The following is a 26114-nucleotide window of genomic DNA, read 5'->3' as shown; positions in this document are numbered from 1 at the left end:
AGACTGTCACTCCTTTTACATGTTCCAAGTGTGGCTTAAGCCATGATGCAGTGTCGAAATACGAGATATATTGTTGAATTTATCCCCAAACCCCCGCAGGTCGAAAACAAAAAAAGTATGAACAACGGAAAATTGTTCACAACTTTATCCACAGGCTGTTGATAATATTATGGGTCAGATCACATATTCACATCCAAAAGTAATACAATCATAGCAAAAGAAACCCCGCATTTCAACGTATCGCGTGATTTTATCCACAAATTCAATAACTTGTGTATAATTTTTAGTCACAACACAATATATTGTTTATAAACTGTTTAATTTTCGACAGAATGACCTAAAAACCAAAAATGTCTTATACACAGGTTATCCGTCAAATGATGCCAAATTGTGTGTAAAAGTATTCTTCGTTTGTGAATAACCTGTCTGTGGATAACCGTGAAGTGAAAATGGAGCATGATTGAGATCGGAAAAAGAGTGACCTCTCACCCTCGTGTTTTTCTTGCCAATGGGGCGATGGTGAAAGCGACGAATTCAGTATCTGGATGGGAGCCGGAGAGGGGGAGTAAACTCATGCTTTTAATTGAACAAGATCAGTGGTGTATTTTCTGAGCAGATGGTAATTCTGTGATGGCAATGTATAAGAATAATGGACATAGATGACTTCATTTTGAGACATATGTAATGAGAATTATCAGGATCAAGAGGTAAGCTGATACTCGAATATGGAGGTTGAAGTGTATAAATGTATAATATGAAATCAAAGGATAGATTATGCGTGTATAGCAAAAGAGGGTGTCCTCTAAAACCGATTTTTGGTTTTAGAGGACACCCTCTTTTTTTGGTGCGGAGACGAAGTATGGATTGATGATTTAGAGACGGGGAAGGGACATCTTACGCTGGAATTCAGCGATATCTGCGTATTCCTCTTCCAGTTTGCGAGAAATCCGAATAAAGATGGGCAGCAGCTCTTGGTAGAGTACAGCATTCTCTTTGATAGGGGTATGCCGATGCGTTGTACCGACCATGGAAGAAACGGCATGAAGCGATTGGATCCGCCCTGTAGCGTACAAACCAAGCACGACGGCACCCAGACAGGAACTTTCGAAGCTCTCGGGTACAACCACTTCCTGATTGAAGATATCAGACATCATCTGGCGCCAGAGAGGAGAGCGTGCAAACCCACCGGTGGCTTGAATGGAGGTAGGTTGCCCAATCTGTTCTTCCATGGCGAGCAGTACCGTATATAGGTTGAAAATAACCCCTTCCAGGACAGCACGAATCATATGCTCTTTCTGGTGATGGAGTGTTAAGCCAAAAAAGGAGCCACGGGCATCCGGATTCCATAAAGGGGCACGTTCGCCCGAAAGGTACGGATGAAACAGAAGTCCTTCCGATCCCGGCCGGACACGTTCGGCAATTTTGGTCAGTACATCATAGGAATTGATGCCAAGTCGTTTCGCTGTCTCCACTTCAGACGCGGCGAATTCATCCCGCACCCAACGAAACAGCATGCCACCGTTATTCACAGGTCCACCAATGACCCAAAGATTCTCTGTGAGGGCATAACAGAAGGTTCGACCTTTGGGATCGGTAACCGGACGGTCCACGACAGTGCGAATGGCCCCGCTGGTTCCGATGGTTGCTGCGACAACACCAGGTTCAATGGCGTTCACGCCGAGATTGGATAAAACCCCATCACTTGCGCCAATAACAAAGGGCGTGGAGGGGGAGAGAGCCATTTTTTCAGCCGATTCGTGATTCATTCCTTCTAATATATGTGTTGTAGGTACAAGCTTCGAGAGATGGTCGGGTGTAATGCCTGCAACCTCAAGGGCCTCTGCGTCCCAGTCCAGTTGTTCCAGATTGAGCAAACCTGTGCAGGAAGCGATGGAATGGTCGACGACATATTGTCCGAATAGACGGAAGAACAGATATTCTTTAATCGAAATAAATTTGGCGGTACTCTCAAAAAGTTCAGGTTCATCGTGGCGCAGCCACATTAATTTGGTCAGCGGTGACATGGGATGGATCGGTGTACCTGTGCGCAGATAAATGCGATGGCCCAATCCATTCTCTTGCAGCTTGGCAGACCAAGCTGCACTTCGATTATCCGCCCAGGTGATGCAACGGGTTAAGGGTTTATTATCCTGTCCCATGGCAATGACACTATGCATAGCCGAGCTACAGGATACAAACAGGATCTGCTCGGCAGCAACACCACTCTGATCCATAACTCCTCGCACAGAGCGGAGGGCTGCTTGCACAATCTCTTCAGGGTCCTGCTCGGCAACATCGGGTGCCGGGGTATACAAAGGGTATTCCTGCGTTGAGGTACTGACGACAGAGCCTTGCTCGGTAAATAATACGGATTTGGTACTGGTGGTACCAATATCGATCCCAATCATATAGTTGTTCATGTATTTAATCCTTCTTTCTCCAGAAAGCGATGAGATTTTAATTTCTTTCTACTATAGATACTCCATTTATACCACTGTACTCAGGAGCAAAATAAAGATCAGTCCCACTACAGATAATAGTGTTTCCATAACGGTCCACGTTTTCAATGTCTGGGAAACGCTCATATTAAAGAATTCTTTGATCATCCAGAATCCCGCATCGTTTACATGAGACAAGATGAGTGACCCCGCACCTGTGGCGAGTACAACCAGCTCAATATTGGCCCCTGGTGTTAGTGCAAGCACTGGAGCGACAATACCGGCGGCTGTTGTCATGGCTACGGTTGCTGAACCGGTAGCTACACGAATGAGCCCAGCGACAAGCCAGGCAAACAGGATCACGTTGATGTTGGCATGGGTAGCGACTTCAGCAATGGCGTTACCTACACCACTATTGATCAATACCTGTTTGAAGGCACCGCCTCCACCAATAATGAGAATGATGGTCGCCGTAGGCGCCAGACACTCACTGGTGAAACGGGAAATATCGTGTTTGGTGAATCCACGTGCAAAGCCGAGTGAAAAGAGGGCAAATACAACTGAAATGAGCAAAGCAATGATCTCATGACCGATAAATTCACTGAAAACGGTGAAACCGCTCGTGGCATTTGGGTCAATGATGCTTGCTATGGAACCAATCAGCATCAAAATAACCGGCAGCAATATGGTAAACAGGGTAATACCAAACCCAGGCATGTTGCTGTTTGTTTTGGTTGCGAATTGTTCAGCCAGTTCTGCTGGCGGTTCGGTGTGTATTCTTTTTCCAATAAACTTACCAAACAAAGGACCTGCAATAATCGCTGTAGGAATACCAACAATAAGGGAGTACAAAATGGTTTTACCCAGATCCGCGCTGAAGGCTTCAATCGCTATCATTGGCGCTGGGTGGGGTGGGACCAAACCGTGTACAGTCGACAGACCCGCCAAAATGGGAATACCAATCTGCAACAAAGACATGTTGGTTTTACGTGCAACGGTAAAAATGATGGGGATCATCAAAATCACGCCAACTTCGAAGAAAACGGGAATACCCACGATAAATCCAACGATCATCATGGCCCAGTGCACACGTTTCACACCGAACCGATCAACCAATGTAGTTGCAATGCGCTCGGCACCACCAGATTCGGCCATCATCTTACCAAGCATTGTACCGAGAGCAATAACAATTGCGATGGTTCCAAGTGTGCCGCCAAGTCCCCCGGTAATGGAAGAGATCACATCGGCAGGTTTCATGCCTGTAAGCAAACCGAGCATTAATGCGGACAACAGCAGAGTGATAAAGGGATTCCATTTATACTTGGAGATCAAAACGATCAGAAAAACGATCGCAATTAACGTCCAAACCAATAATGTTGCGTTGTGGGATAGTCCAAAAAGAGTGCTCATGATGTTGTGTGCTCCTTTATTTCTGATATAGAACGCTTACAAGTGAAATTATCGTCAACAATTAAATGTGTACCAGTACCGCAGAAGGTGTTGGCGAAAAATGTAGTTTTATCATGCCCAAATTTAAAACAAAATCGCATTTTGTATACTTGTCGACAAGTTAAGGCGCAATCATTCACGACGGATATGATTGCAAACGCCTTGCACCCATTAGGAATCAAAGCTTTGGTGCAGAGTTTTGCCAGAATCTTGGAAATATGTGCGGACTCCAGCCTGAATGAGTACCTTGTCACCTGATTCAAGTGCTTCAACGAGCAAACGGTGTTTCTCAATTACAGCGCTTACTTTCTGCTCACCTTGAACAAATACTCTGCGCGTTGTGAGCAGCATAACGGTCATCACAACATATCGAATACTCTTCCATAGATGTGAAATACGGGAATGCTGAGCAGCTTCAATGATCGTTTCATGGAAAACGAGATCCTGATAGGCGAATTCGACGGCGTCCTGATGCCGTCCAGCAAGTTGCATTTTGTCGATCACGTTACGCAGCTGGGTGATTAATGATTCTGGGACATCACCAGCAAGTCGCTGCTGCACAAAACTTTCAATCAGGAAACGGACATCATACAATTCTTCAACATCCTTGATTCGTAGTCCAATGACAACGACCCCCATACGTTCAAGTCGAATAAGTCCTTCATTGGACAATGTTCGTAACGCTTCACGGACAGGTGAACGACTGCTGTCAAAATCAGCCGCAATTCGGTTTTCCGACAAAATCTCTCCAGGTCGAAGGGTACCGCTGATGATCCGCAGCCTTAATTCGCAGGCAATGGCTTCACCACGGGAAGCCCCTTGGAGCCAGGAAGAAGGAAATAACATATGGCTAACGCTCCTATTAATAAGTAATCAGTTCATTACTGATCATAGCATAACTATTTTGCGGACTGGACATTCAGTTCAATCCATAGTCTGTAGCTACAAGCTAACGGCTAATGTTTTTTTCAAAGGACTACTAAAGGCGGATAAGTAAATCGGCTTCATCCATATACTTGTATACAAGATGTGATTTTTATCCTACACCTTTCTCAAAAGCTTGTAAACCTTAATTGAAGCGGATACAACCTGTTTAGAATTCGACGATAGTAATAGCCTATAATCATTATCCACATGTGAATAACTTTAAACAGGATGTAATAAAGATGATAACGGGTATTGGAGGGTGTGGATAACTATAAATGCTGAAATATGGTCATCTGATCGGGGCCTGGGGATAACTTTCAGGACTCTCTTCGGGGCTTGAAATTGGTATTGAAGTGAACGGACTGTGGTCATTACTATGGATGGGATGAAGAGTGTATATAAAAGAGGGAGAAGCCTTGCGCCATGCAGTTGACTTTTCCAGGTGATCATGGTTAAATATATAAAGGTGTTTTCTGTGAAGATGAAAGTGATTCATCACATAAGTATTTCCTTGTGAGGAGGTGCAATACATTGAGACCTACATTCAAACCGAACGTTAGCAAACGTAAAAAAGTTCATGGTTTCCGGAAAAGAATGAGCACGAGCAACGGCCGTAAAATTTTGGCCGCACGTCGCCTTAAAGGCCGTAAAAACCTGAGTGCTTAATGCATTGAAGACCACCGAGGTGGTCTTTTTTTTCTTAATTAGCTCAAATCAGACTGGATGCTGCTACAGATCAGGTCTGAATGGTCTGCGAAAAAGTGCTGAACACACACGATGTATGTTGAGTGAGTTTTCCATTTTTCGAAAACTTACCTTATATAATGATGAATCGTTGATAGGTTTAAATGGCCAATCAACATTCATCCCGAATGAATGCGGATCAGTTCAAGTAGCTGATTAACAATCATCCCAAATGAAGTTGTCGCCAAGGCGGTTTACCGTCATTCAAGAAAGCCTATACTAAATCAGTAATGAGGCCTCCGTCAATAACATTGGTGGAGAAGAGCAAGGAGAAGCGCCGTGTATAAAAGACTGCGTCTACGAAACCGGGCGGACTTTAGTCGCGTATACCGGTATGGGAAATCGTTTGCCAATCATCAATTCGTGGTGTATGGCTGTCGCCGTAAAGATACGGAACAATTTCGGGTCGGCGTATCATGCAGCAAGAAAATCGGAAACGCTGTCGTACGCAACCGGATGAGACGCATGATCAAGGAAATTGTTCGTCATCATGAGCATGAAATCGTCACGCAGATGGATCTGATTTTTATCGTCAGAAAAGGTGCACTGGACATGCCCTATAAGGAAATGGAAAAAAGCCTGCTACATGCGATGCGAAAGGGCTCTCTTTTGAAGTCGAGCAAGCGGTAAGCTTCGGTTTATTTGTCCTCCTAATTATGGTATGATTTTACGATGGAATGGATTGGTTAAGAGAGGGGTTATGAAGTGTCGCGATTGAAGACATCAAAGGGGAAGTGGATTCTCCTCATTGCAGTCATTGCAATGGTCACTGTGCTCGCCGGATGTACTCCACAAGGAGCCGGGGTTACTACGGAAGATCTAAAGAATAGTGATTCTTTTTGGCAAGCCAATGTTGTGTACTGGTTCTCACTGGCGCTGGATACATTCGCCAACTGGTTCAAAGGTGAATATGGACTGGCCGTCCTCGTGATGGTGCTTATTGTACGGACATTGATTTTACCACTAACAATGAAACAAGTCCGTAGCTCCAAAGCTATGCAGGCCATTCAGCCGCAGCTGAAGGAGATTCAAGCCAAGTTTAAAGATACACCTGAGAAAGTTCAGCAAGAAACGATGAAGTTGTTCCAGGAGAACAAAGTTAATCCGATGGCCGGTTGTCTGCCACTTATCATTCAGATGCCGATTTACATCGCACTTTATAACTCAATTTACGGAAACTCCAGTCTGAGAACGCATGATTTCTTGTGGCTCCAGCTCGGATCACCCGATCACCTGTTTATTTTGCCAGTGCTGGCTGCCATCACAACATTCATTCAAACATGGATGATGATGCGTATGAACCCTGCACAGCAAGTGGGTCCGATGCAGTTTATGCTGTGGGTGTACCCGATTTTGATCTTCGTGATGTCTTATCAGTTCCCGTCAGCACTTCCGCTGTACTGGTTCTACAGTAACATCTACACGATCGTGCAAAACTATTTCCTTTACCGGAATAATGATAAAATCGTGGCTGAGGTCAACGTGAAGCAGAATAGCTCTTCCAAAAATGGAGCTAAACGCAAAAACGGTGGCAAAGCGACCGTATCTGGAAAAGGGTCGAAAGGGGCCAAAAAATCGAAATGACCAAAGTCATTACGTCAGGAAAAACCGTTGAAGATGCTGTAAACCAAGGATTGACCGAGCTTGGCGTAAGTCGGGACAAGGTCGAGATACAAGTGTTAGAGCAGCCGTCAAAAGGATTCCTGGGTTTGTTCGGGGTGAGGGCGGCCAAAGTTGAAGTGAAATTATTGCCTGTACCTGAAGTTGTTCCACAGCCGATCAAACCAGCTGCATACAAGTCTGAAGTAGATGCATTACTCGAGGATGTTGCAGCTAAAAATCCCTATGAAGAAGCGGCTGCTTTCTTGAAAGAGGTCGCAGCAGGTATGGGACTGGATGTTGAAGTGCATATCAAAAAACAACGGGATGGACATATCTTCAATATTGCCGGGGAAGATCTGGGCATGATTATTGGTAGACGTGGACAGACACTGGATGCGCTTCAGTATCTAACGAACATTGTAGCGAACCGATATTCGGAAAGCTTCGTTCGAATTGTGCTCGACGCGGAGAATTTCCGTCAACGTCGGCGGAAGACACTGGAGGATCTGGCTGAACGGTTGGCTGGACAAGCAATCCGTACCGGTAAGGAAGTTGTACTGGAACCAATGCCTCCGCTCGAACGAAAAGTCATCCATGCAAAACTGCAAAATCACCCGCAGATTAAGACGTTAAGTAAGGGCGAGGAGCCTAATCGGCGTGTGGTTATTACGACGAAATAACACGAAATTGAAGACGCAATGGCTTCCTGCCCGGTGCAGAAGCCATTGCTTTTTTCGTACAGAAGCAATTTGATAAGGTGCGTAGAACAAGTAAAGAGTGGACTTAATACGATAAGCAGCATGTCATATGATATAACATTAATAGATTTGAAAATGGATATGGCGTCCTCAGAGGGACGGCAATTTAAAATAGAGCAAGGAGAGATAACCATGATCAGTGATACGATCACAGCGATATCAACGGCTGTCGGAGAGGCGGGTATCGCCGTGATCCGGGTCAGCGGCCCGGAAGCAGTGTCGGAGACGGAAAAGATTTTTCGCAGCAAAACCCCTTTAACTCAGGCAGCATCTCACACGGTTCATTATGGTCATATCATAGATCCCGTTAATGGGGAAAAGATTGAGGAAGTATTGGTTACGGTCATGCGAGCACCGCGCTCGTTCACAACAGAAGATGTGGTGGAGATCAGTGCGCATGGCGGTGTAGTGTCTGTTAAACGGGTCATGGACCTGTTGTTGCAGCTTGATATTCGTCTGGCTGAACCCGGTGAGTTCACGAAGCGTGCTTTCCTTAATGGGCGGATTGACCTGTCTCAGGCGGAAGGTGTCATGGATCTTATTCGTTCCAAGTCGGACCGAGCTTTCTCGGTTGCATTGAAACAGGTTGAAGGCAAGTTGTCCTCCAAATTGCGTGATCTACGATATACATTGGTGGAAACACTGGCTCATATTGAAGTGAATATCGATTATCCCGAGCATGATGTGGAGTCGTTAACGTCTGATTTTATTAAAGAAAAGTCCAGTCAGGTTATGACTGAAATTGATAAATTGCTGACTACAGCAGAGCAAGGAAAGATCCTGCGAGAAGGTATCACGACGGCTATCGTTGGACGACCTAACGTAGGTAAATCCTCATTGATGAATACACTTGCGCAAGACAACCGGGCCATCGTCACGGACATTCCAGGAACAACTCGTGATGTGATCGAGGAGTTCATTACGATCAATAATATCCCGCTCAAGTTGCTTGATACGGCAGGAATAAGGGAAACGATGGACGTTGTTGAGAAGATCGGGGTAGAACGCTCTCGTTCTGCGGTAAGTGAAGCTGATCTGATCTTGATGGTTGTGAATGCTGCGGAGCCACTTCATCCCGATGAGATTGAATTATTGGAACAAATCCGCGGTAGACAATCGATAATCATTATGAATAAAATGGACTTAACGCCACAGGTAGAACGTGACGTGCTGCTTCGTTACATTCCGGAAGAACGGCTTGTACCGATGTCGGTGAAAGATGATCTGGGTGTGGATCGACTGGAAGATGCCATCTCTACGCTATTCTTCAGTGGTAAACTGGAGTCCGCAGATCTGACCTATGTCAGTAATGTGCGTCATATTGCTTTGCTCAAAAAAGCGAAGCAGTCCCTGGTGGATGCCTATGAAGCAGCAGAGCAGTTCATTCCGATCGATATGATTCAGATTGATGTTCGTTTGGCGTGGGAGCATTTGGGCGAGATTGTTGGAGATACAGCACATGATGCATTAATTGATCAGATTTTCTCCCAGTTCTGTCTAGGAAAGTAAAAAAATATACTGCCGTTTGACTTAAATCGTAGTGTATGATAGAAAAGTACAATTTCTGCCTGTTGTCAAAGGATGGAATGATATTGTAGCCATTACGTGTTGGTTTCATATAGATAGGAATGCAAGTTCCGATGAACGGTTAGAAGTAGTTTCATTATTTTAGAACATGATCCGTCTGCGTGAGTTACACCAAATGCAGCGGAATAAGGAGGTAAACGGGAATGGCTTTTGATGGCGGCAGTTATGATGTAATCGTCGTTGGTGCAGGGCATGCTGGTGTGGAATCCGCGCTGGCCGCAGCTCGTATGGGGTCCAAAACACTAATGATTACGATCAATCTGGATATGGTGGCCTTTATGCCTTGTAACCCATCTATTGGGGGACCGGCTAAAGGACATGTTGTCCGTGAGATTGATGCACTTGGTGGAGAAATGGGACGGAATATCGATAAAACCTTTATTCAGATGCGGATGCTTAACACGGGGAAAGGGCCTGCTGTTCACGCGCTTCGTGCTCAGGCAGATAAATTCTCCTACCAGCATAAAATGAAGGAAACGATGGAGAATGAACGTAATCTGACAATGCGTCAGGGTATGGTTGATTCACTGATCGTTGAAGACGGAAAATGTGTAGGCGTTGTGACTCAGACCGGAACAGAGTATCGGGCCAAAGCGGTCGTTCTGACAACAGGCACATACTTGCGCGGTAAAGTAATTATGGGCGAGTTGATGTATGAGAGTGGACCGAACAATCAACAACCCTCTCTTAAATTGTCAGAGAATTTGCGTGAACTGGGCTTTGATCTGGTTCGTTTCAAAACGGGTACACCACCACGTGTGCATAAGGATACGATTGATTTTAGCAAAACCGAAATTCAGCCTGGTGATGACAAGCCGAAGTTCTTTTCCTATGAAACAGAATCTTCCGATAATGAGCAGTTGCCTTGCTGGTTGACGTATACATCTGTGGATACACATCAGATTATTAATGATAATCTGCATCGTGCTCCGATGTTCTCGGGGCTTATTGAAGGAACCGGACCACGTTATTGCCCTTCCATTGAAGATAAAATTGTTCGTTTCAGTGACAAGCCGAAACATCAGATATTCCTTGAGCCGGAAGGCAAGAACACATCCGAGTATTACGTACAGGGGTTGTCTACGAGTATGCCAGAAGACGTTCAACTGGCTATGCTGCGTTCCATTCCAGGTATGGAAAAAGTGGAAATGATGCGTAATGGTTATGCGATTGAATACGATGCGATGGTGCCTACACAATTGTGGCCATCACTGGAAACTAAACGTCTACCAGGTCTGTTTACGGCGGGTCAGATTAATGGTACCTCTGGCTATGAAGAAGCAGCAGGACAAGGTGTTATGGCTGGAATCAACGCTGCACTCAAAGTACAGGGGAAAGAGCCGGTAATACTTGATCGTTCCCAAGGTTATATTGGCGTGCTGATTGATGATTTGGTAACAAAGGGTACAAATGAACCGTATCGTCTGTTGACTTCACGCGCTGAATATCGTCTGTTGCTTCGCCATGATAATGCAGATATGCGTTTGACGGAAATCGGACATGACATTGGCCTGATCCCTGAAGAGCGTTATGCGAAATTCCTGGATAAAAAGGCGAAAGTCGAGCAGGAAGTTGCACGTCTGAAAGTGGCTAAAGCTCGCCCGGTTGAAGTGAATGCCAAGCTGGAAGAGTACGGATCTACACCTATTCAGGATGGCAGTACGTTGCTTACCTTGCTGCGTCGCCCGGAGCTGGGGTATGAACTGATTGAACAGCTCTCACCATCTGAGGTAGAACTGACAGCAGATATGAAAGAACAAGTGGAAATACAAATTAAATATGCGGGTTATATTGAGAAACAATTGATCCACGTGGAACGTTTGCAAAAGATGGAGAAAAAGAAAATTCCGGACACCATCGTATATGATGAGATTCATGGTCTTGCTATGGAAGCCAAACAGAAGCTCGCTACGATTCGTCCAATCTCGATTGGTCAGGCTTCTCGTATTGCTGGAGTTACTCCTGCCGACATCTCCATTCTGCTGGTCTACCTGGAGCATTATAACCGTGTAACCGCAGCAAGGGGACAATAATGGACGATATTCAACAGCAACTGCAGCGGCGCTTAAAGAAACATGGATTAGAGCTGGGCGAACTCCAGTTGGAGCAATTCGAATTGTATTATCAGGAACTGGTATCCTGGAATGAAAAGATGAATCTGACTGGAATTACGGATCGGGAGCAAGTGTATACAAAACATTTCTATGATTCGGTATCGCTGGCTTTTTATACTGACATGACTAAAGTGAATAAGCTTGCTGACATTGGATCAGGTGCGGGTTTTCCGGGATTGCCACTGAAGATCTGTTTCCCGCATATTAAGCTTACGATCATTGATTCATTAAATAAACGTATTGGCTTTCTACAGCATGTGGTAGATATCCTTGGTCTGACTGATGTAGAATTGGTCCATGGACGTGCTGAAGAGATTGGACGCAAAGAAGGGTATCGTGACAGCTACGATCTCGTTACGGCGCGTGCAGTAGCCAAGCTGGCTGTGCTGAATGAATTCTGCCTTCCGTTTGTTCGTAAAAGTGGAATATTCGCTGCCATGAAGGGCGGAGACCCGCGTGAAGAAATGAAGGAAGCGGAGTTCAGCTTCAATCAGCTGAAAGGACGGGTTAAGGCCGTTCATCCTTTCCAGCTGCCGGTTGAAGAATCAGAGCGTCACATCATTCTGATTCAGAAATTTGATAAGACACCATATAAGTATCCGCGTAAACCAGGTACTCCAATGAAGACTCCGCTGATATAGTTGCGTGATGGTTTTGAAGTAAGTCAAAACAAAATAGAATTTTAGACATGGATGAAGAGGATGTTTCACGTGAAACATTCTCTTTTTTTTGTTTTCTAAAATGGAGGACTGGATCAACATTACAGATACTTCGTATTACATATCTTTTAAAGAACCTGTATTGATGAATTTTACGCACAGTAACTCATGAACAATTTCATTAATTGAATGTGTGCAAGTCGTCATATTTCCAATATTCACAAAGAAAAAGCAGGATAATTAGTAGAGTTTAAAGAATAGGTAAGCATAGGATTATGATAGAAAAGATGATAGAATAGAAGTATCCGATCCTGGGTCACAGCGATCATAGATTATATGTATAGATAGATGGATATGCGTTCGATGTTGCATGACAGAAAGCGTTATGAAAGGCAAAACTTATTCCAAGAACGATGCATGTGAAAGGTCGCTTATTGAATAAGAAGCACCTGCAAAGACTGTGGGAGCTATTACGAAACTAGGTGGTAATCTGCGGAATGAAAGAACAATTTTCGAAGTTGTTTGGTTTGGCGGAGCGCAATAACGGAGATGAGATCAAACAGATTCCGGTTAATGAAATTGTGAGCAGCCCATATCAACCCCGTACTATTTTTGATGATGATAAAATTGATGAGTTGTTGCAGACGATCAAAACACATGGTGTAATTCAGCCTATTGTCGTTCGCGTGCGAAATGGATCATATGAGATTATTGCCGGGGAACGTCGCTGGCGTGCAGTTCGAAAATTGGGTTTGGATACGATTCCGGCTATTGTGCGTGAATTCAACGACTCTCAGGCCGCATCCATTGCACTGATTGAGAACTTGCAGCGTGAAGGATTGACTTCCATTGAGGAAGCTGTCGCTTATCAGAAGCTGATCGACTTGCATCAATTGACACAAGAAAGTCTGGCACAACGACTCGGCAAAAGCCAGTCAACCATCGCGAACAAAATTCGGTTGTTACAGCTCCCGGACGGCATTAAGGCCGCATTGATGGAACGCAAAATTTCTGAACGGCATGCAAGAGCATTACTTTCTCTGGATACGGAAGAACTGCAGATGAAGTTGCTCGGTGAGATTATCGAAAAAGAATTGAATGTGAAACAGACAGAGGCACGTGTTGCCTTCTACAAGGAATCTTCCAAGATTAAAAAATCTAGACGTGTTTCCTTTACCAAGGATGTAAGGCTTGCACTTAATACAATTCGCCAATCCATTGATATGGTAACTGGCTCTGGTCTGGACATCAAAACCAAAGAAGCAGACCATGAGGATCATTATGAGATCGTTATCCATATTCCAAAACGCAAATAATTGAAGCTTATGGCGGCAATGGGCCGCTTTTTATGTCTATAAAGCATGTTAGGTCAAACATTTTTAAAGAACGGTATATTGATGGAACGGTAGTTGTTGTTTGTGTGGACGATAGCCGCCTGCTTTTTGTTAACAATATCTCACAACCTACAGAAAAGACTCCTATTTTATTTGAGGTGAAGTAATTGTCTAAGATTATGGCCGTAGCAAATCAAAAGGGCGGTGTGGGGAAAACGACGACATCTGTTAACTTGGGTGCAGGACTGGCTTCACTCGGGAAAAGAGTATTGCTTGTCGATATTGACCCTCAGGGGAATACAACCAGCGGAGTCGGAATCAATAAAGCAGATGTGGCTAATTGTATATATGATGTCATTATTAATGAGGTTCCTCCTCAAGAAGCAATTTTGGAGACTCAGATTGAAGGCCTTCATATCATACCTGCAACGATTCAGCTTGCCGGAGCCGAGATCGAATTGGTGTCCACGATATCACGGGAAGTTCGCCTGAAAAAATCACTCGCCATGGTGAAAAAAAACTATGATTACATACTGATCGATTGTCCACCATCTCTTGGTATGTTAACGATCAATTCGTTGACTGCTTCCGATTCGGTGATCATTCCGATTCAGTGTGAGTATTATGCACTTGAAGGATTAAGTCAGTTGCTCAATACAGTACGTCTGGTACAGAAACATCTGAATACATCCCTGCAGATTGAAGGGGTATTGCTGACGATGTTTGATGCGCGGACCAATCTGGGGATTCAGGTTATTGAAGAAGTGAAAAAGTATTTTCAACAAAAAGTATATCAAACGATTATTCCACGTAACGTACGGCTTAGTGAAGCACCATCTCATGGTCAATCCATTATTACGTATGACCCTCGTTCAAGAGGGGCGGAAGTGTATTTAGAGCTCGCAAAGGAAGTGATTTCTTATGAGTAAGCGGCTTGGAAAAGGTCTTGATGCCCTCATTCCTTCGCTTTCAATTAATGACGATGATAAAGTCGTAGAAATCCCGATTAGTCAACTGCGGGCTAACCCCTATCAACCACGTAAAGTATTTGATGAGGGCGCAATACATGAACTTGCTGAGTCCATTCGTCAGCATGGTGTCATACAACCCATTATTGTTCGTCCTGTATTACGAGGTTATGAGATTATTGCCGGAGAACGACGGTTCAGAGCTTCGCAATATTGTGGTAATGCCACGGTACCGGCTGTAGTCCGCAACTTCAGTGATCAGCAGGTAATGGAGATTGCGTTGATCGAGAACCTGCAACGGGAGAATCTGAACGCCATGGAAGTTGCAGTTGCTTATCAGGGGTTAATGGATCAATTCGCGTTGACTCAGGAAGAGTTGTCTGTAAAAGTAGGTAAATCACGTTCTCACATTGCTAACTTCTTGCGTCTGTTATCATTGCCCGAAGAAGTAAAAGACCATGTTTCACGTGGAACATTATCTATGGGACATGCACGTGCGATCGTGGGTGTTAAAGACGAGGTTATAGTGAAGCAACTTGCCAAACAGACCATTGATCAGCAATGGAGTGTACGTGAGTTGGAGGAAGCTGTTCAACAACTGGATCGCTCCAAAACAGGTGAGGCTAAAGCCAAATCGAAGTTAAAAAAGAAAGATCCATTCATTGATACATTGGAAGAATCTCTTCGTGAACGTTTCAAAACCACAGTGAAAATCAAGCACAATAAAGATAAAGGTAAAATTGAGCTCAACTACTACAGTCAACAGGATCTGGAACGGCTATTGGAATTGTTACAATAACAGTCGGCTCTATGATTCATTAACAACATGCGGGGCTTACTCATGTCATGACATATCGCCTCTGTATCATGGAGAAACGATATGTCATTCTTTGTTTATAGGGTTATATGTGCAATATGTGCAGGCGAATTATTAATTTATAGGACAGAGGTGGTTGTGAGGTGGAGGGAGTTATCTATCTAGATCATGCAGCAACATCTTGGCCCAAACCACCTGCTGTCGGTGATGCGATGTTGAGTGCATTGGAGATTGCCGGAGCCAATCCTGGCAGAGGAAGTCACCGTATGGCTGTTCAGGCAAGTCGTGTATTGTTCGAGGCGAGAAAATCCATATCCAATATCTTTGGAATCAAAAATGCGAATGATATTGCATTCGGATCAAATACGACAGAAGCGCTAAATCTAGCTATTCAAGGCTCGCTCAGAGAGGGCGACCATGTGATTGCCACCATGGCTGAACATAACTCAGTCAGACGACCACTAGAGTATATGCGCAGACTCCGAAATGTCGAGATTGATTATGTACCTGTTAATGCTGCGGGAGCCATTGATCTGATGCAAATGGAACGTATGTTTCGTTCCAATACCAGATTGGTGGTATGTACACATAGTTCGAATCTGCTTGGCAGTATTCTTCCTATTGGAGAAATTTCGCTCCTATGTCGTAAACATCAGGCGATCTTATTGGTAGATGCGGCTCAGAGTGCTGGGGTTATGCCTGTGAGTGTACAACAATTGGGCATAGATATGTTGGCTTTTCCAGGGCATAAGGGACTGCTTGGTCCTCAGGGTACAGGGGGCTTGTACATTGCTCCAGAGCTCGATATAGAGCCTTTACTTCATGGAGGAACAGGAAGTCAGTCAGAAGCTGTAGAGCAGCCAAAGGTGCGTCCTGATCGGTATGAAGCGGGGACGCCGAATACAGTCGGGATCGCAGGGCTGAATGCGGGTGTGAAACATGTACTTGAGATGACACCCGCGTTCATCTACAAACATGAGTGGGAACTGACCCAACTTATGATGGATGGGTTGTCATCCGTTAAGGGTATACGAATGCTTGGTCCAGAGATTGGACAGCCACGCACTGGATTAGTATCTTTTACTGTAGATGGGTATGATTCAGCACAACTCGCCTTCCGTTTAGATCGGAATTATGGGATTGCGGTTCGCTCCGGTTTTCATTGCACACCCCTTGCACACGAATCTGCTGGTACAACCGCTACCGGAGCAGTAAGGGCCAGTGTGGGATACAATTCAACTAGAGAACATGTGGAAGCACTCGTTAAGGCAGTGTTGGAATTGACTGGAGCAGACTAGATTAGAGTTGAAATGATGAACTCATTTGATACAGGGTTGCTTGATTAAGCTTATGGATATCGGGTTGATTTATAAAGAATGATAATATTACAGGACAGACGTTAATCTGATCAAAAATATAGAGGGGTAGTTGCAATTACATGGCTGAATTAAACGAGCTGATTCTGGAACAGCTGTTATGGATTATTGGCGGAATGGCATTACTTACGGTGATCTTGCTGATTGTGAGTATTGTTCAAGGGGCAAAGTTACGAAAGTTTAAACGTAAATATGAAGCCATGATGGCTGGCAGTGGAGTAGAGGACCTGGAATCGTTGCTGGTTAATCTGAAAATTCAGATGGACAGCATTGAGGATGAACACAAACTGCAAACGAATCAGCTGCAAGTTGTCATGCAAAAGCTGACCCGCATTCAAGGTAAAGTTGGCGTGAAAAGGTACAATGCATATGGAGAGCGTGGCAGTGATCTGAGCTTCTCAATGGCTATGATTAACGATAGCCAGGATGGCATGATCCTTACGGGGATATATAACCGTGACGGTTCTTACGTATATGCCAAACCTCTTAAAGGGGGAGAGTCCACGTATACTCTGTCCCCAGAGGAAAAGGAAGCTATTACTCTGGCACAGCAAGCAGAGTAGAACGTGTATGCCATTCCCGAATGGCCGAGTATAGACTGCTGGAAATAATCTCGGACATGCGCATAACAAGACTGAGCCGTGTGTTCTGTAGAACAAAGTATTCCATAAAGCCGCCGACGTTAACGATACCTGTCAGATGGATATCGCCGACCGGCGGTAATTCTTTATTTACCCCCGCACCCGGCTTGAGTGGACCATTCACAACTTGAATGCATCCCACACTGGATGATTGTCCGAGACAGGCATCAATGCCAATCACATAAGGGTTATGGTGTGTTTTCTGTATGTTGTGGAGTGTATCTTGCAGGTTCATCGCATGGACTGGTTCATCCAAGGTACCATATAGATGGAATAAAGGGCTGTCCCACTTGGAAAGGGCTGATCCGACCAGAGGACCAAGGCAGTCGCCTGTTGAGCGATCTGTGCCGATGCAGACAATCACTACATTTTGCAGAGAATGGGCTTTATAGAGATGGAACATTAAACGATGGGTAATGGCCGAGTGAATACTTGGATCGGTATGGGGGATTTTCAAACTGGTCATGTCTTGTGATGAAAAGGAACGCGAAGTAGGATTCATAGGATCTATCCTTTCCCTTGGAATAGTAGTAACAGTATATGGAAAGGTAGAGCGTTTTATACTTCACGAGGACAAGCTTTTTCTCTAGGGTTGGACGTATGGCGAAAGGAGCCGGATATGGACGAATGGATTAACGATTGGATGCTGATTGCGTTTGATTCAACCCAGCAGGCACTGCGTGCTGAAATGCTGCTGGAGTTTGCTGAGATAGAGATTGATTTGTTCCCTACACCAAAAGAAATTACAGCAGGGTGTGCGTTATGTATTCAGTTTCCAAAAGAGGATCTGGGGCGAGTGCAGAAGATCATTCGTAATGAGTTCGTAGAGATCCGAGGCCTCTATTTCAAAACAGAAGACAGCTATGATAACATACCGATGTAGAGGAGGGATGATGAATGTTGTCATTTCAGTTTGCTCAAGGGACTACAGCTAGTGGTGCCGCAACCGCCGTTGGTGAAGCCCTTCGTTGGACGGATAAAGTCTGGAACAAAATTGCTGATCCCGATATGTGGCTTAACATCATGTTCAGCTCAATCCGGATTATCATTATTTTTATCATCACCCGTATTGTCATTAAAGTAGTCTATCGAATTATAGATCGTTCCATGGAACGCAAGCAGGAAGGCAAGATTCGCGTGAATCCGCGCAGGTTCGTAACCGTAGGGGAACTGTTGAAAAATGCGACCTCCATAACATGTAATTTTATTATGATTCTGCTACTGTTATCTGAGATCAATATCCAAGTTGGACCGCTACTCGCGAGTGCCGGTGTGCTCGGGCTTGCCATTGGTTTTGGTGCACAGGGTCTGGTCAAGGATGTTATTACCGGTTTCTTCATTATATTGGAGGACCAGTTCGCTGTGGGGGATGTTATTCAGACGGGAACCTACAAGGGAACGGTTGAAGTGATCGGACTTAGAACAACGAAACTGGTCAGCTGGCAAGGCGAAGTGCACATTATCCCAAACGGGGCGATTGCAAGTGTAACGAACTACTCCATGTCGAATTCGCTGGCTGTAGTGGATATTCCGATGAAGGCGGACTTAAGTCTCGATGAGTCAGTACATCTGGTGAAAAAGTCTTTGGTTGGGATTGAAGAGCGTGACCTAAATATTGTGAAGGTGCCGGATGTGCTCGGTATACAGTCGATGTCCACATCAGAGTATGTGGTGCGAATTGTGGCTGAATGTATGCCTAACTCTCGTGCTTCGGTGGAACGTCAGATTCAGGGCGATGTGAAGAAAACGCTGGAGTATCATGAGATGAGCAATCAAGCTGTATTGGAACAGGCAGTAGCTTTGGAGAAAGATGAGGGGGATGGCACAGGTGGAGCGTAAAAGTTTCCAGCTTGGGGATATCGTGCAGATGAAGAAGCAGCATCCCTGTGGCAGCAATGAGATGGAGATCATTCGTATGGGTATGGATATTCGGATTAAGTGTGTCGGATGTAAACACAGCGTGTTGATTCCAAGAGCGAAATTTGAGAAAAACATGAAGAAGGTCCTGCGTTCAGCCGAAGATTCCACTGAATCCTGATCTTGCAATAATTCGGTATGCAGTATGCGTAATAACGTTTACATGCAGGCTCCGTAGGAGTGTTGCGTTCTGTAAATGATCATGCTATAATCAATATTGCTGCGGAAAGGTACCCAAGAGGCCCAAGGGGGCTGACTCGAAATCAGTTAGGCGTGTCACAGCGTGCGTGGGTTCGAATCCCACCCTTTCCGCCACTTCAATTGTAATTTACTCAATACACATTGAGTTTAATAAAAAAGATCGATAAGAAGACTTTCCATTAGGAAAGTCTTTTTTGGTATAACGTTTTATCGAATATGTATTGAACATGTATCCATATCAGATGCATCATTAATGACTCGAACGAAAAACAAAGAGCCCCGAAGGGCTCTTTATCCGGCGGTGCATTTGTTTGTTAGGAAACAATCGGTCGTAACAATCAGACACTTGGTGTACTGCACGTAGCAATACGCGTGCTTCAGACGAAGGGCCTTACTACACATAACCACTTGCTTCTTAAATTACGTGATGAATCTCCAACAGCGAATGATCGGCTTCGTTGTCCAACGGAACCACACCTCTCTCGTGCACCGCCTGATTGTATTATGTGCTTTATTCCGTTTTATATACATGGATCGTAAAAAAGTATTGCGATTAATGGACGCGGGCTTTGGTCAGCTTCTTCCACTTGCGATTATGATTGCTTGTTTCGGGAAAAGCTTCACCTTTTTGCAACGTTACCCGCTTTGGGTTCTGAATTTCCGTGACAAAGCTTTTTTCCCCAACTTCCGTGTACTCCCCATCGTTTGGGGCTTTGTCTCCTGGTTCAAACTCGGTTTTTTCGCCCATGATAAAACCTCCTCTGCAGATTATGTTACTTTGTTGCTTCTGTAGTGTGCTCCATAGCCGGTCTGATCATGTGCCAATATGTACAGGGAACGTTTGCTTGCACTTTGACTCGGTATTTGTTATATTAATATAGTTCGAGTTTGTGCTCGTTCCTTGCTCTCAACCTAGATTGAGGGCCAGAGTCCATAAGGAGGTGAAAATTATGCGCAAATATGAAGTGATGTACATTATTCGTCCTGACATTGAGCAAGAAGTTGTTCAAGCTACAGTCGATAAATTCCAAGGCATCATCTCCAACGGCGGTGGTGAAGTTACAGCTCACGACGTTATGGGTAAACGCCGTCTTGCGTATGAGATCAAGAAATTCCGTGATGGTTTTTATGTTCTGGTACATTTCACTGCTGAACCAGCAGTTGTAACTGAACTTGAGCGTCTCATGAAGATTTCTGACGAAGTAATTCGTTATCTCATTACCAACGACGTTAAGTCTGCTTAAGACTACTCGTGATTAACGCACCAATACGCTCTGAAGGAGGGGATTACATTGTTGAACCGTGTCATTCTGATCGGACGGTTAACCCGGGATCCTGAGTTGCGTTACACTCCAGCAGGAGTGGCAGTTACGCAATTTACTTTGGCAGTGGACAGACCGTTTACAAGCCAAGGGGGAGAAAAGGAAGCCGATTTCATTCCGGTCGTAACCTGGAGACAGCTTGCCGAGACCTGTGCGAACTACTTGCGCAAAGGACGCCTGGCTGCAGTCGAAGGACGCATTCAAGTACGGAACTACGAGAATAACGAAGGAAAACGTGTATACGTGACCGAAGTCATTGCCGATAATGTCCGTTTCTTGGAGTCAGCTAACCGTGATAATAGCGGTGGCGGCGGTGGGCAACCAATGCGTGAAGAGCCTTCTTATGGAGGCGGCGGACGCGCGAACAATAACAATAATTCGCGTAGCAACAATCAGGATCCTTTTTCCGATGACGGAAAACCGATTGATATATCGGATGATGATTTGCCATTTTAACATGAGCTGATACTCTTAGGAGATATGGGTTACATGATAGGAAAGGACTGAAAAGCATGGGCTTCAAGCAAAGAGAAGGCGGAGACAACGATAAAAGACCGGCACGTCGTGGCGGCCGTAATAAACGTCGTAAAGTGTGCTTCTTCACAGCTAACAAAATTACTCACATCGATTATAAAGATACGGACTTGCTTCGTAAATTTATCAGCGAACGTGGAAAAATTTTGCCACGCCGTGTAACAGGTACTAGCGCTAAATATCAACGCATGCTGACGATTGCAATCAAACGCTCCCGTCAAATCGCATTATTGCCATACACAACTGAGTAGTTTTTACTCAGCTTGGATACGAAGCAGTCGGCTTATAGCCGGCTGCTTTTTTGTATATATCAATAGAAGTAATAGAAATAACAGATCCACTCTAACAAATGGAAGAATTCAATACTGTGGTGATAGAAGCATTCAAGGCTCAAATGAATTATAATAGAGTCTAATCTACTGAAAAGGTACAGGCAGCAGAAATAGCTGTTTATTTCAGAATAAACACCAGGAGTGGATATGAATACATCAAAACGTAAAGGCAAACAGAGAAAAAAGAGTCTGAAAAACTGGATTATAGCTACTCTTTTACTTTCTATTATATATGTGTGGTTACAGCAAAAAGGTGATATAGATAATATGTGGCCTGGGACAACAATCCAAGAAGCTCTGCCAATCACCGGCCTACATCCTGTGGTTGCAGAGAATGAGAAATTATTGGTACGTAAGGCAGCGAGACGTGGAATAGAGATTGTTATCACCCACGGTTACCGAAGTTCCGAGGAGCAAGATGCACTATTCAACCAAGGACGCTCAAGCACAGGCAATATCGTTACTAATGCGCGTGGTGGTGAGTCATATCATAACTACGGATTAGCAATTGATTTTGCATTGAGGACGCCTGAGGGTGATGTGGTGTGGGATATGGAACGGGATGATAACGGCAATGGCAAGGCAGACTGGATGGAAGTTGTGGACCTCGCCAAAGAGTTAGGTTTCACTTGGGGTGGAGATTGGGCAAACTTTCCGGACTATCCTCACTTGCAGATGGATTTTGGTTTGAGTATTAATGAGTTAAAACGTGGTAAAAGACCTCCTGACTCTTAGTGAAAAGTGTTATATATACACTTAAATGAATAATTATTAGATAAGCTCTGCATTATGCAGGGCTTTTTTCTTTCTTTTGTAAAATAAATGATAAAAGATGACAATTTGGTCTTTACATTAGCAAATAAATAAAACTATACTAGATTAACTAGATTTTTTACTTTGATCGCACATATTATTTCAATTGTAAGCATAACGGCTCTGATTAAATAAAATTTAGCTATAGATCGAGATATAATCATCACTCATATATGTAACATTTACCTCACGCAAAATTAAGATTGTCTACTTAATTTAAAGCATACACATACACTAGATGTAACTATTATGTTATGTATATGTTATTTTGACCAATTGCTTATGTACACCTCACAGCCAAAAACAAGATAACGCCTCTCAAATTCTCTGCTATAAGCCTTTATAGTATTACTAATATCCAAATCTGTAGTATAAAAAACATTTATACCAAAAATCTCAAAATAAGCATTGACGTTAGCTAAAATTACACGTATGATTACATTAATTATTTTGATATATAATTCCGCTAGGAATTATCAACATTAATTGACCAATGGTCTAAATATAAGTCTCTTAAACTTGTTTCTCCTAACAATTTGGTATTTTGTATAAGCTATTGTTCGTTATCTTCAAGAACTTGGAAATATACAGTGGATGCATTTCTCTACACACGAATACAATCTACGGAAATTATGGGGTTAGGGTGATTGATTTGAATACAGAGCTATTGGAAGTCAGAAATCTAACAACATCATTCAGAATTGAAGATGACTATTATGCAGCAGTGGATCACGTTAACCTTACGGTGAAGAAAAATGAAGTGTTGGCGATTGTAGGTGAATCCGGGTCAGGTAAAAGTGCTTTTGCATTCTCTCTTATGGGTTTGCATAACAAAGCAAAAATCGAAGGCCAGATCCTCTATAAAGGACAAGATATTGCCAACATCTCCCCAAGCAAGTTAAACAAGCTACGCGGCAAAGAAATGGGCATGATTTTTCAGGACCCATTGTCCGCACTAAATCCTCTAATGATTATTGGTGAACAGATTGAAGAGATTCTCACACTTCATCAGTCCAAGCTGTCTTCCAGAGAGAAGAGAGAAAAGGTCATTCACTTATTGAATCAGGTAGGGATTCCACGTCCCGAACAAATATACAAGCAGTATCCCCACGAATTATCTGGTGGTATGAGACAGAGAATTGTTATCGCCATTGCGATTGCCAACAAACCGGAGCTACTAATAGCCGATGAGCCAACGACGGCGCTTGACGTTACGATTCAACTACAGATCCTGGAACTAATCCGTGATCTGAAGAGTGAAATTAACGCAGGCATTATTCTGATTACACATGATCTGGGTGTCGTAGCTGAGATGGCTGATCGCGTAGCAGTTATGTATGCAGGCGAAATTGTTGAAATCGCAGATATCTTCACATTGATGAACGATGCGAAGCATCCATATACCCGCTCATTGTTGAACTCTATTCCCACCCTGTCTGAAGAAAGATCCAAATTACATGTCATCCAAGGCATCGTACCATCACTCAAAAATCTTCCTCGCAAAGGGTGCAGATTCAAAGCCCGAATTCCATGGATTAGTGAATCGGCTCATGAAGAGAACCCACAGATGCATGAAATTGCACCAGGTCACTTTGTACGGTGTACCTGTTACCAGCACTTTCATTTCCCTGACCAAAGCTGAGGAGGAATAACATAATGGCATTACTCGAAGTAGAAGGGCTTAAGATACACTTTCCGATTCGCGGTGGATTGCTTAAACGGGAAATTGGCAGTGTAAAGGCTGTTGATGATGTTAGCTTCTCCATTGAAGAAGGACAGACTTATGGTCTGGTTGGCGAATCAGGTTCAGGAAAAACAACAACAGGCAGAGCCATTATTGGGCTAAACCATGTCACTGACGGAAAGATCCTGTTTAACGGCAAAAATCTGGCTACGGAGCGACGTAAGAACAGGCAGCTTCAGCGGGATGTACAAATGATTTTTCAAGACCCATATTCATCACTGAATCCAAAGAAGCGGGTTATCGATATTATCGCTGAGCCGTTCCGTAACTATGAGCGTCTGACAGCTACCGAGGAAAAAAGACAAGTAAGAGAATTACTTGAAAAGGTTGGCCTGAGTCCGGAATCAATCTACAAATATCCGCATGAATTCTCAGGGGGGCAGCGTCAACGGATCGGCATTGCACGGGCTATTGCACTGAAGCCGAAGTTAATTATCGCTGATGAACCTGTATCTGCACTCGATGTATCGGTACAGGCTCAGGTACTCAACTTCATGCAGGAAATTCAAAAAGAATTAAATCTGACCTATCTGTTCATCAGTCACGATCTGGGCATCATCCGTCATATGTGTGATCAGATTGGAATTATGTATAAAGGTCGATATGTGGAACAGGGCACAACAAATGATATTTTTGAGAATCCACAACACATCTATACCAAACGTCTCATTGCAGCCATTCCGGATATGGACCCAACCAAACGAGAGGAAATGGTAGCCTTCCGTCAACAGGTCAAATCTGAGTATGAAAATTCATACCGAAATTTCTTTGATGAGGAAGGGCTTGCATACTCGCTCAAATCCATTTCCGATACTCACCGAGTAGCTCTACCTCAGAAAGGTTGAAGGCCATATGTGGAAAATAATAGTACGAAGAATCATGATTATGATCCCTCAAATCTTTTTATTAAGTCTTTTGGTATTTTTGATGGCCAAAGCCATGCCAGGAGATGCACTAACCGGATTGCTCGATCCAAGTATTGATCCTAAAGCTTTGGATGAACAGAGGGAACGACTTGGACTTAACAATCCATGGTATGTACAGTATTGGGACTGGATCAGAAATGCCGCACAGGGCGACTTCGGACAATCTTTCCGATTCAAGATGCCAGTTTCTGATCTGATTGGTCAAAGAATTGCAAATACATTTTGGCTGGCTTTTGCAACACTTGTCTTCACATATTTGATCGCGATCCCACTTGGTATTATCAGTGGTCGTTATAATGATACATGGTCTGACCGGTTAATTACGGGTTACACCTATCTGGGGTTCGCAGCACCGTTGTTCATTTTTGCACTGGTTATGTTATGGATTTTTGGTTTCCACTTTGGGTTATTCCCAACGGGGGGCAGCGTGGCACCTGGACTTACACCAGGCACATTCAGTTACATTACAAGCAAGTTCTATCATCTGTTATTACCGGCATTATCCATGGCACTGATTACTACGGTATCAACCGTTCAATACTTACGTAGCGAAATTGTTGATATCAAGCATAAAGAATTCGTTCTTACTGCGCGAGCCAAGGGCGCTTCGGAGTCACGAGTTTACAACAGGCATATTTTAAGGAACTCTCTACTGCCGATTGCCGCATTCTTCGGTTATGAGATTACAGGACTTATCGGAGGTACTATTTTCATTGAGAGTATATTCAGTTACCCAGGCATGGGGCAGCTGTTCCTTAACTCAATCTCTCTTCGTGATTTCAGTGTTGTAACCGCACTTGTCCTGCTATTTGGTATAGCTACAATCCTGGGTTCGCTGTTATCTGACATTATTCTGGGATTAGTAGATCCGCGTATACGGATCAAGTAAGAACTTGAAGATTTCGGGGTGA

The 26114-nt window shown here is 44.0% G+C and carries 27 protein-coding genes and 1 tRNA gene; 23 read left to right on the top strand and 5 right to left on the bottom strand.

Annotation, left to right across the window (positions count from 1 at the left end; translation table 11 throughout):
* Positions 1–872: 872 nt before the first annotated feature.
* From gntK to V6668_RS30365, 3 genes are all read right to left on the bottom strand, one after another.
* Positions 873–2420 (bottom strand): gluconokinase, encoded by a 1548-nt coding sequence (gene gntK / locus V6668_RS30375; protein ID WP_338707442.1) that lies wholly within the window; start codon positions 2418–2420, stop codon positions 873–875.
* A 66-nt stretch (positions 2421–2486) separates the two neighbouring features.
* The gene (locus V6668_RS30370; RefSeq protein ID WP_036671886.1) at positions 2487–3848 is read right to left on the bottom strand and encodes a gluconate:H+ symporter; all 1362 of its coding nucleotides are present in this window, start codon (positions 3846–3848) and stop codon (positions 2487–2489) included.
* 210 nt (positions 3849–4058) lie between these two features.
* Positions 4059–4733, bottom strand: a complete 675-nt coding sequence (locus tag V6668_RS30365; RefSeq protein WP_338707441.1) for a GntR family transcriptional regulator — start codon at positions 4731–4733, stop codon at positions 4059–4061.
* Positions 4734–5345: 612 nt separating this feature from the next.
* On the opposite strand from V6668_RS30365, the gene rpmH reads away from it, so the two are divergent.
* The 12 genes from rpmH to V6668_RS30305 all read left to right on the top strand — a co-directional run bounded on the left by rpmH (position 5346) and on the right by V6668_RS30305 (position 17336).
* Positions 5346–5480: a 50S ribosomal protein L34 gene (rpmH, locus tag V6668_RS30360; protein ID WP_017691413.1), complete on the top strand. Its 135-nt coding sequence runs from the start codon at positions 5346–5348 to the stop codon at positions 5478–5480.
* A gap of 357 nt (positions 5481–5837) precedes the next feature.
* Entirely contained in the window at positions 5838–6188 is a 351-nt protein-coding gene (gene rnpA / locus V6668_RS30355; RefSeq protein WP_036611981.1) for a ribonuclease P protein component, read from the top strand.
* 75 nt (positions 6189–6263) lie between these two features.
* Positions 6264–7142, top strand: coding sequence for a YidC/Oxa1 family membrane protein insertase (locus V6668_RS30350; RefSeq protein WP_036611979.1), 879 nt, complete (start codon positions 6264–6266; stop codon positions 7140–7142).
* The gene (gene jag / locus V6668_RS30345; protein ID WP_036611977.1) at positions 7139–7840 is read left to right on the top strand and encodes an RNA-binding cell elongation regulator Jag/EloR; all 702 of its coding nucleotides are present in this window, start codon (positions 7139–7141) and stop codon (positions 7838–7840) included. Before V6668_RS30350 ends, jag begins: the two co-directional genes overlap by 4 nt.
* Before the next feature lie 210 nt (positions 7841–8050).
* Positions 8051–9427: a tRNA uridine-5-carboxymethylaminomethyl(34) synthesis GTPase MnmE gene (mnmE, locus tag V6668_RS30340; protein ID WP_036671881.1), complete on the top strand. Its 1377-nt coding sequence runs from the start codon at positions 8051–8053 to the stop codon at positions 9425–9427.
* 221 nt (positions 9428–9648) lie between these two features.
* A complete protein-coding gene (gene mnmG / locus V6668_RS30335) occupies positions 9649–11538 on the top strand; it encodes a tRNA uridine-5-carboxymethylaminomethyl(34) synthesis enzyme MnmG (protein WP_036611972.1) in 1890 nt (629 codons plus the stop codon).
* Positions 11538–12260, top strand: coding sequence for a 16S rRNA (guanine(527)-N(7))-methyltransferase RsmG (gene rsmG, locus V6668_RS30330; protein WP_036611970.1), 723 nt, complete (start codon positions 11538–11540; stop codon positions 12258–12260). Before mnmG ends, rsmG begins: the two co-directional genes overlap by 1 nt.
* 515 nt (positions 12261–12775) lie before the next feature.
* Positions 12776–13594, top strand: coding sequence for a nucleoid occlusion protein (noc, locus tag V6668_RS30325; protein WP_036611968.1), 819 nt, complete (start codon positions 12776–12778; stop codon positions 13592–13594).
* 185 nt (positions 13595–13779) lie between these two features.
* A complete protein-coding gene (locus tag V6668_RS30320) occupies positions 13780–14541 on the top strand; it encodes a ParA family protein (protein WP_036611966.1) in 762 nt (253 codons plus the stop codon).
* Positions 14534–15379 carry a ParB/RepB/Spo0J family partition protein gene (locus V6668_RS30315; protein WP_036611964.1) on the top strand — a complete coding sequence of 282 codons (846 nt, stop codon included), beginning with the start codon at positions 14534–14536 and terminating at the stop codon, positions 15377–15379. Before V6668_RS30320 ends, V6668_RS30315 begins: the two co-directional genes overlap by 8 nt.
* A 161-nt stretch (positions 15380–15540) precedes the next feature.
* Positions 15541–16695 carry an aminotransferase class V-fold PLP-dependent enzyme gene (locus V6668_RS30310; protein ID WP_338707438.1) on the top strand — a complete coding sequence of 385 codons (1155 nt, stop codon included), beginning with the start codon at positions 15541–15543 and terminating at the stop codon, positions 16693–16695.
* A gap of 140 nt (positions 16696–16835) precedes the next feature.
* Positions 16836–17336 (top strand): DUF4446 family protein, encoded by a 501-nt coding sequence (locus V6668_RS30305; protein ID WP_036611960.1) that lies wholly within the window; start codon positions 16836–16838, stop codon positions 17334–17336.
* Here V6668_RS30305 and yyaC read toward each other — a convergent pair.
* The gene (gene yyaC / locus V6668_RS30300; RefSeq protein ID WP_017691426.1) at positions 17311–17916 is read right to left on the bottom strand and encodes a spore protease YyaC; all 606 of its coding nucleotides are present in this window, start codon (positions 17914–17916) and stop codon (positions 17311–17313) included. The genes V6668_RS30305 and yyaC overlap by 26 nt on opposite strands.
* Before the next feature lie 117 nt (positions 17917–18033).
* On the opposite strand from yyaC, the gene V6668_RS30295 reads away from it, so the two are divergent.
* The 4 genes from V6668_RS30295 to V6668_RS30280 all read left to right on the top strand — a co-directional run bounded on the left by V6668_RS30295 (position 18034) and on the right by V6668_RS30280 (position 19646).
* Positions 18034–18297 (top strand): DUF3343 domain-containing protein, encoded by a 264-nt coding sequence (locus V6668_RS30295; protein ID WP_338707437.1) that lies wholly within the window; start codon positions 18034–18036, stop codon positions 18295–18297.
* Positions 18298–18311: 14 nt separating this feature from the next.
* Positions 18312–19253: a mechanosensitive ion channel family protein gene (locus V6668_RS30290; RefSeq protein WP_152682965.1), complete on the top strand. Its 942-nt coding sequence runs from the start codon at positions 18312–18314 to the stop codon at positions 19251–19253.
* The gene (locus V6668_RS30285) at positions 19243–19452 is read left to right on the top strand and encodes a DUF951 domain-containing protein (protein ID WP_036611950.1); all 210 of its coding nucleotides are present in this window, start codon (positions 19243–19245) and stop codon (positions 19450–19452) included. Before V6668_RS30290 ends, V6668_RS30285 begins: the two co-directional genes overlap by 11 nt.
* A 103-nt stretch (positions 19453–19555) precedes the next feature.
* Positions 19556–19646, top strand: a tRNA-Ser gene (locus V6668_RS30280).
* Positions 19647–20085: 439 nt separating this feature from the next.
* Here V6668_RS30280 and V6668_RS30275 read toward each other — a convergent pair.
* Positions 20086–20280 carry a YjzC family protein gene (locus V6668_RS30275; RefSeq protein ID WP_036671877.1) on the bottom strand — a complete coding sequence of 65 codons (195 nt, stop codon included), beginning with the start codon at positions 20278–20280 and terminating at the stop codon, positions 20086–20088.
* 202 nt (positions 20281–20482) lie between these two features.
* Here V6668_RS30275 and rpsF point away from each other — a divergent pair, with 202 nt between their 5' ends.
* The 7 genes from rpsF to opp4B all read left to right on the top strand — a co-directional run bounded on the left by rpsF (position 20483) and on the right by opp4B (position 26092).
* Positions 20483–20776: a 30S ribosomal protein S6 gene (gene rpsF, locus V6668_RS30270; protein ID WP_036611944.1), complete on the top strand. Its 294-nt coding sequence runs from the start codon at positions 20483–20485 to the stop codon at positions 20774–20776.
* Between the two features lie 48 nt (positions 20777–20824).
* On the top strand, positions 20825–21310 hold the full coding sequence (ssb, locus tag V6668_RS30265; RefSeq protein ID WP_017691432.1) for a single-stranded DNA-binding protein: 486 nt from the start codon (positions 20825–20827) through the stop codon (positions 21308–21310).
* A gap of 56 nt (positions 21311–21366) precedes the next feature.
* Positions 21367–21639: a 30S ribosomal protein S18 gene (gene rpsR, locus V6668_RS30260; RefSeq protein ID WP_017691433.1), complete on the top strand. Its 273-nt coding sequence runs from the start codon at positions 21367–21369 to the stop codon at positions 21637–21639.
* A 228-nt stretch (positions 21640–21867) separates the two neighbouring features.
* Entirely contained in the window at positions 21868–22455 is a 588-nt protein-coding gene (locus tag V6668_RS30255; RefSeq protein WP_338707436.1) for a M15 family metallopeptidase, read from the top strand.
* A gap of 730 nt (positions 22456–23185) precedes the next feature.
* Positions 23186–24175 (top strand): ABC transporter ATP-binding protein, encoded by a 990-nt coding sequence (locus V6668_RS30250; RefSeq protein ID WP_036612047.1) that lies wholly within the window; start codon positions 23186–23188, stop codon positions 24173–24175.
* A gap of 14 nt (positions 24176–24189) precedes the next feature.
* The gene (locus tag V6668_RS30245; RefSeq protein WP_338707435.1) at positions 24190–25122 is read left to right on the top strand and encodes an ABC transporter ATP-binding protein; all 933 of its coding nucleotides are present in this window, start codon (positions 24190–24192) and stop codon (positions 25120–25122) included.
* A gap of 7 nt (positions 25123–25129) precedes the next feature.
* A complete protein-coding gene (gene opp4B, locus V6668_RS30240; RefSeq protein ID WP_338707434.1) occupies positions 25130–26092 on the top strand; it encodes an oligopeptide ABC transporter permease in 963 nt (320 codons plus the stop codon).
* The last annotated feature ends 22 nt before the right edge of the window (positions 26093–26114 follow it).

This window comes from Paenibacillus amylolyticus (assembly GCF_036894225.1).
In the GTDB taxonomy this organism is placed as follows: Bacteria; Bacillota; Bacilli; order Paenibacillales; family Paenibacillaceae; genus Paenibacillus; species Paenibacillus amylolyticus.
Note: the sequence above shows the minus strand (reverse complement) of the source record. Positions and strands in the feature narration are given on the sequence as shown.

Excerpts from the sequence above, each read along its gene's own strand:
- gntK (WP_338707442.1), bottom strand. The coding sequence starts at position 2,420 with ATGAACAACTATATGATTGGGATCGATATTGGTACCACCAGTACCAAA.
- V6668_RS30370 (WP_036671886.1), bottom strand. The coding sequence starts at position 3,848 with ATGAGCACTCTTTTTGGACTATCCCACAACGCAACATTATTGGTTTGG.
- V6668_RS30365 (WP_338707441.1), bottom strand. The coding sequence starts at position 4,733 with ATGTTATTTCCTTCTTCCTGGCTCCAAGGGGCTTCCCGTGGTGAAGCC.
- jag (WP_036611977.1), top strand. The coding sequence starts at position 7,139 with ATGACCAAAGTCATTACGTCAGGAAAAACCGTTGAAGATGCTGTAAAC.
- mnmE (WP_036671881.1), top strand. The coding sequence starts at position 8,051 with ATGATCAGTGATACGATCACAGCGATATCAACGGCTGTCGGAGAGGCG.
- mnmG (WP_036611972.1), top strand. The coding sequence starts at position 9,649 with ATGGCTTTTGATGGCGGCAGTTATGATGTAATCGTCGTTGGTGCAGGG.
- rsmG (WP_036611970.1), top strand. The coding sequence starts at position 11,538 with ATGGACGATATTCAACAGCAACTGCAGCGGCGCTTAAAGAAACATGGA.
- noc (WP_036611968.1), top strand. The coding sequence starts at position 12,776 with ATGAAAGAACAATTTTCGAAGTTGTTTGGTTTGGCGGAGCGCAATAAC.
- V6668_RS30315 (WP_036611964.1), top strand. The coding sequence starts at position 14,534 with ATGAGTAAGCGGCTTGGAAAAGGTCTTGATGCCCTCATTCCTTCGCTT.
- V6668_RS30305 (WP_036611960.1), top strand. The coding sequence starts at position 16,836 with ATGGCTGAATTAAACGAGCTGATTCTGGAACAGCTGTTATGGATTATT.
- yyaC (WP_017691426.1), bottom strand. The coding sequence starts at position 17,916 with ATGAATCCTACTTCGCGTTCCTTTTCATCACAAGACATGACCAGTTTG.
- V6668_RS30295 (WP_338707437.1), top strand. The coding sequence starts at position 18,034 with ATGGACGAATGGATTAACGATTGGATGCTGATTGCGTTTGATTCAACC.
- V6668_RS30290 (WP_152682965.1), top strand. The coding sequence starts at position 18,312 with ATGTTGTCATTTCAGTTTGCTCAAGGGACTACAGCTAGTGGTGCCGCA.
- V6668_RS30275 (WP_036671877.1), bottom strand. The coding sequence starts at position 20,280 with ATGGGCGAAAAAACCGAGTTTGAACCAGGAGACAAAGCCCCAAACGAT.
- rpsF (WP_036611944.1), top strand. The coding sequence starts at position 20,483 with ATGCGCAAATATGAAGTGATGTACATTATTCGTCCTGACATTGAGCAA.
- rpsR (WP_017691433.1), top strand. The coding sequence starts at position 21,367 with ATGGGCTTCAAGCAAAGAGAAGGCGGAGACAACGATAAAAGACCGGCA.
- V6668_RS30255 (WP_338707436.1), top strand. The coding sequence starts at position 21,868 with ATGAATACATCAAAACGTAAAGGCAAACAGAGAAAAAAGAGTCTGAAA.
- V6668_RS30245 (WP_338707435.1), top strand. The coding sequence starts at position 24,190 with ATGGCATTACTCGAAGTAGAAGGGCTTAAGATACACTTTCCGATTCGC.
- opp4B (WP_338707434.1), top strand. The coding sequence starts at position 25,130 with ATGTGGAAAATAATAGTACGAAGAATCATGATTATGATCCCTCAAATC.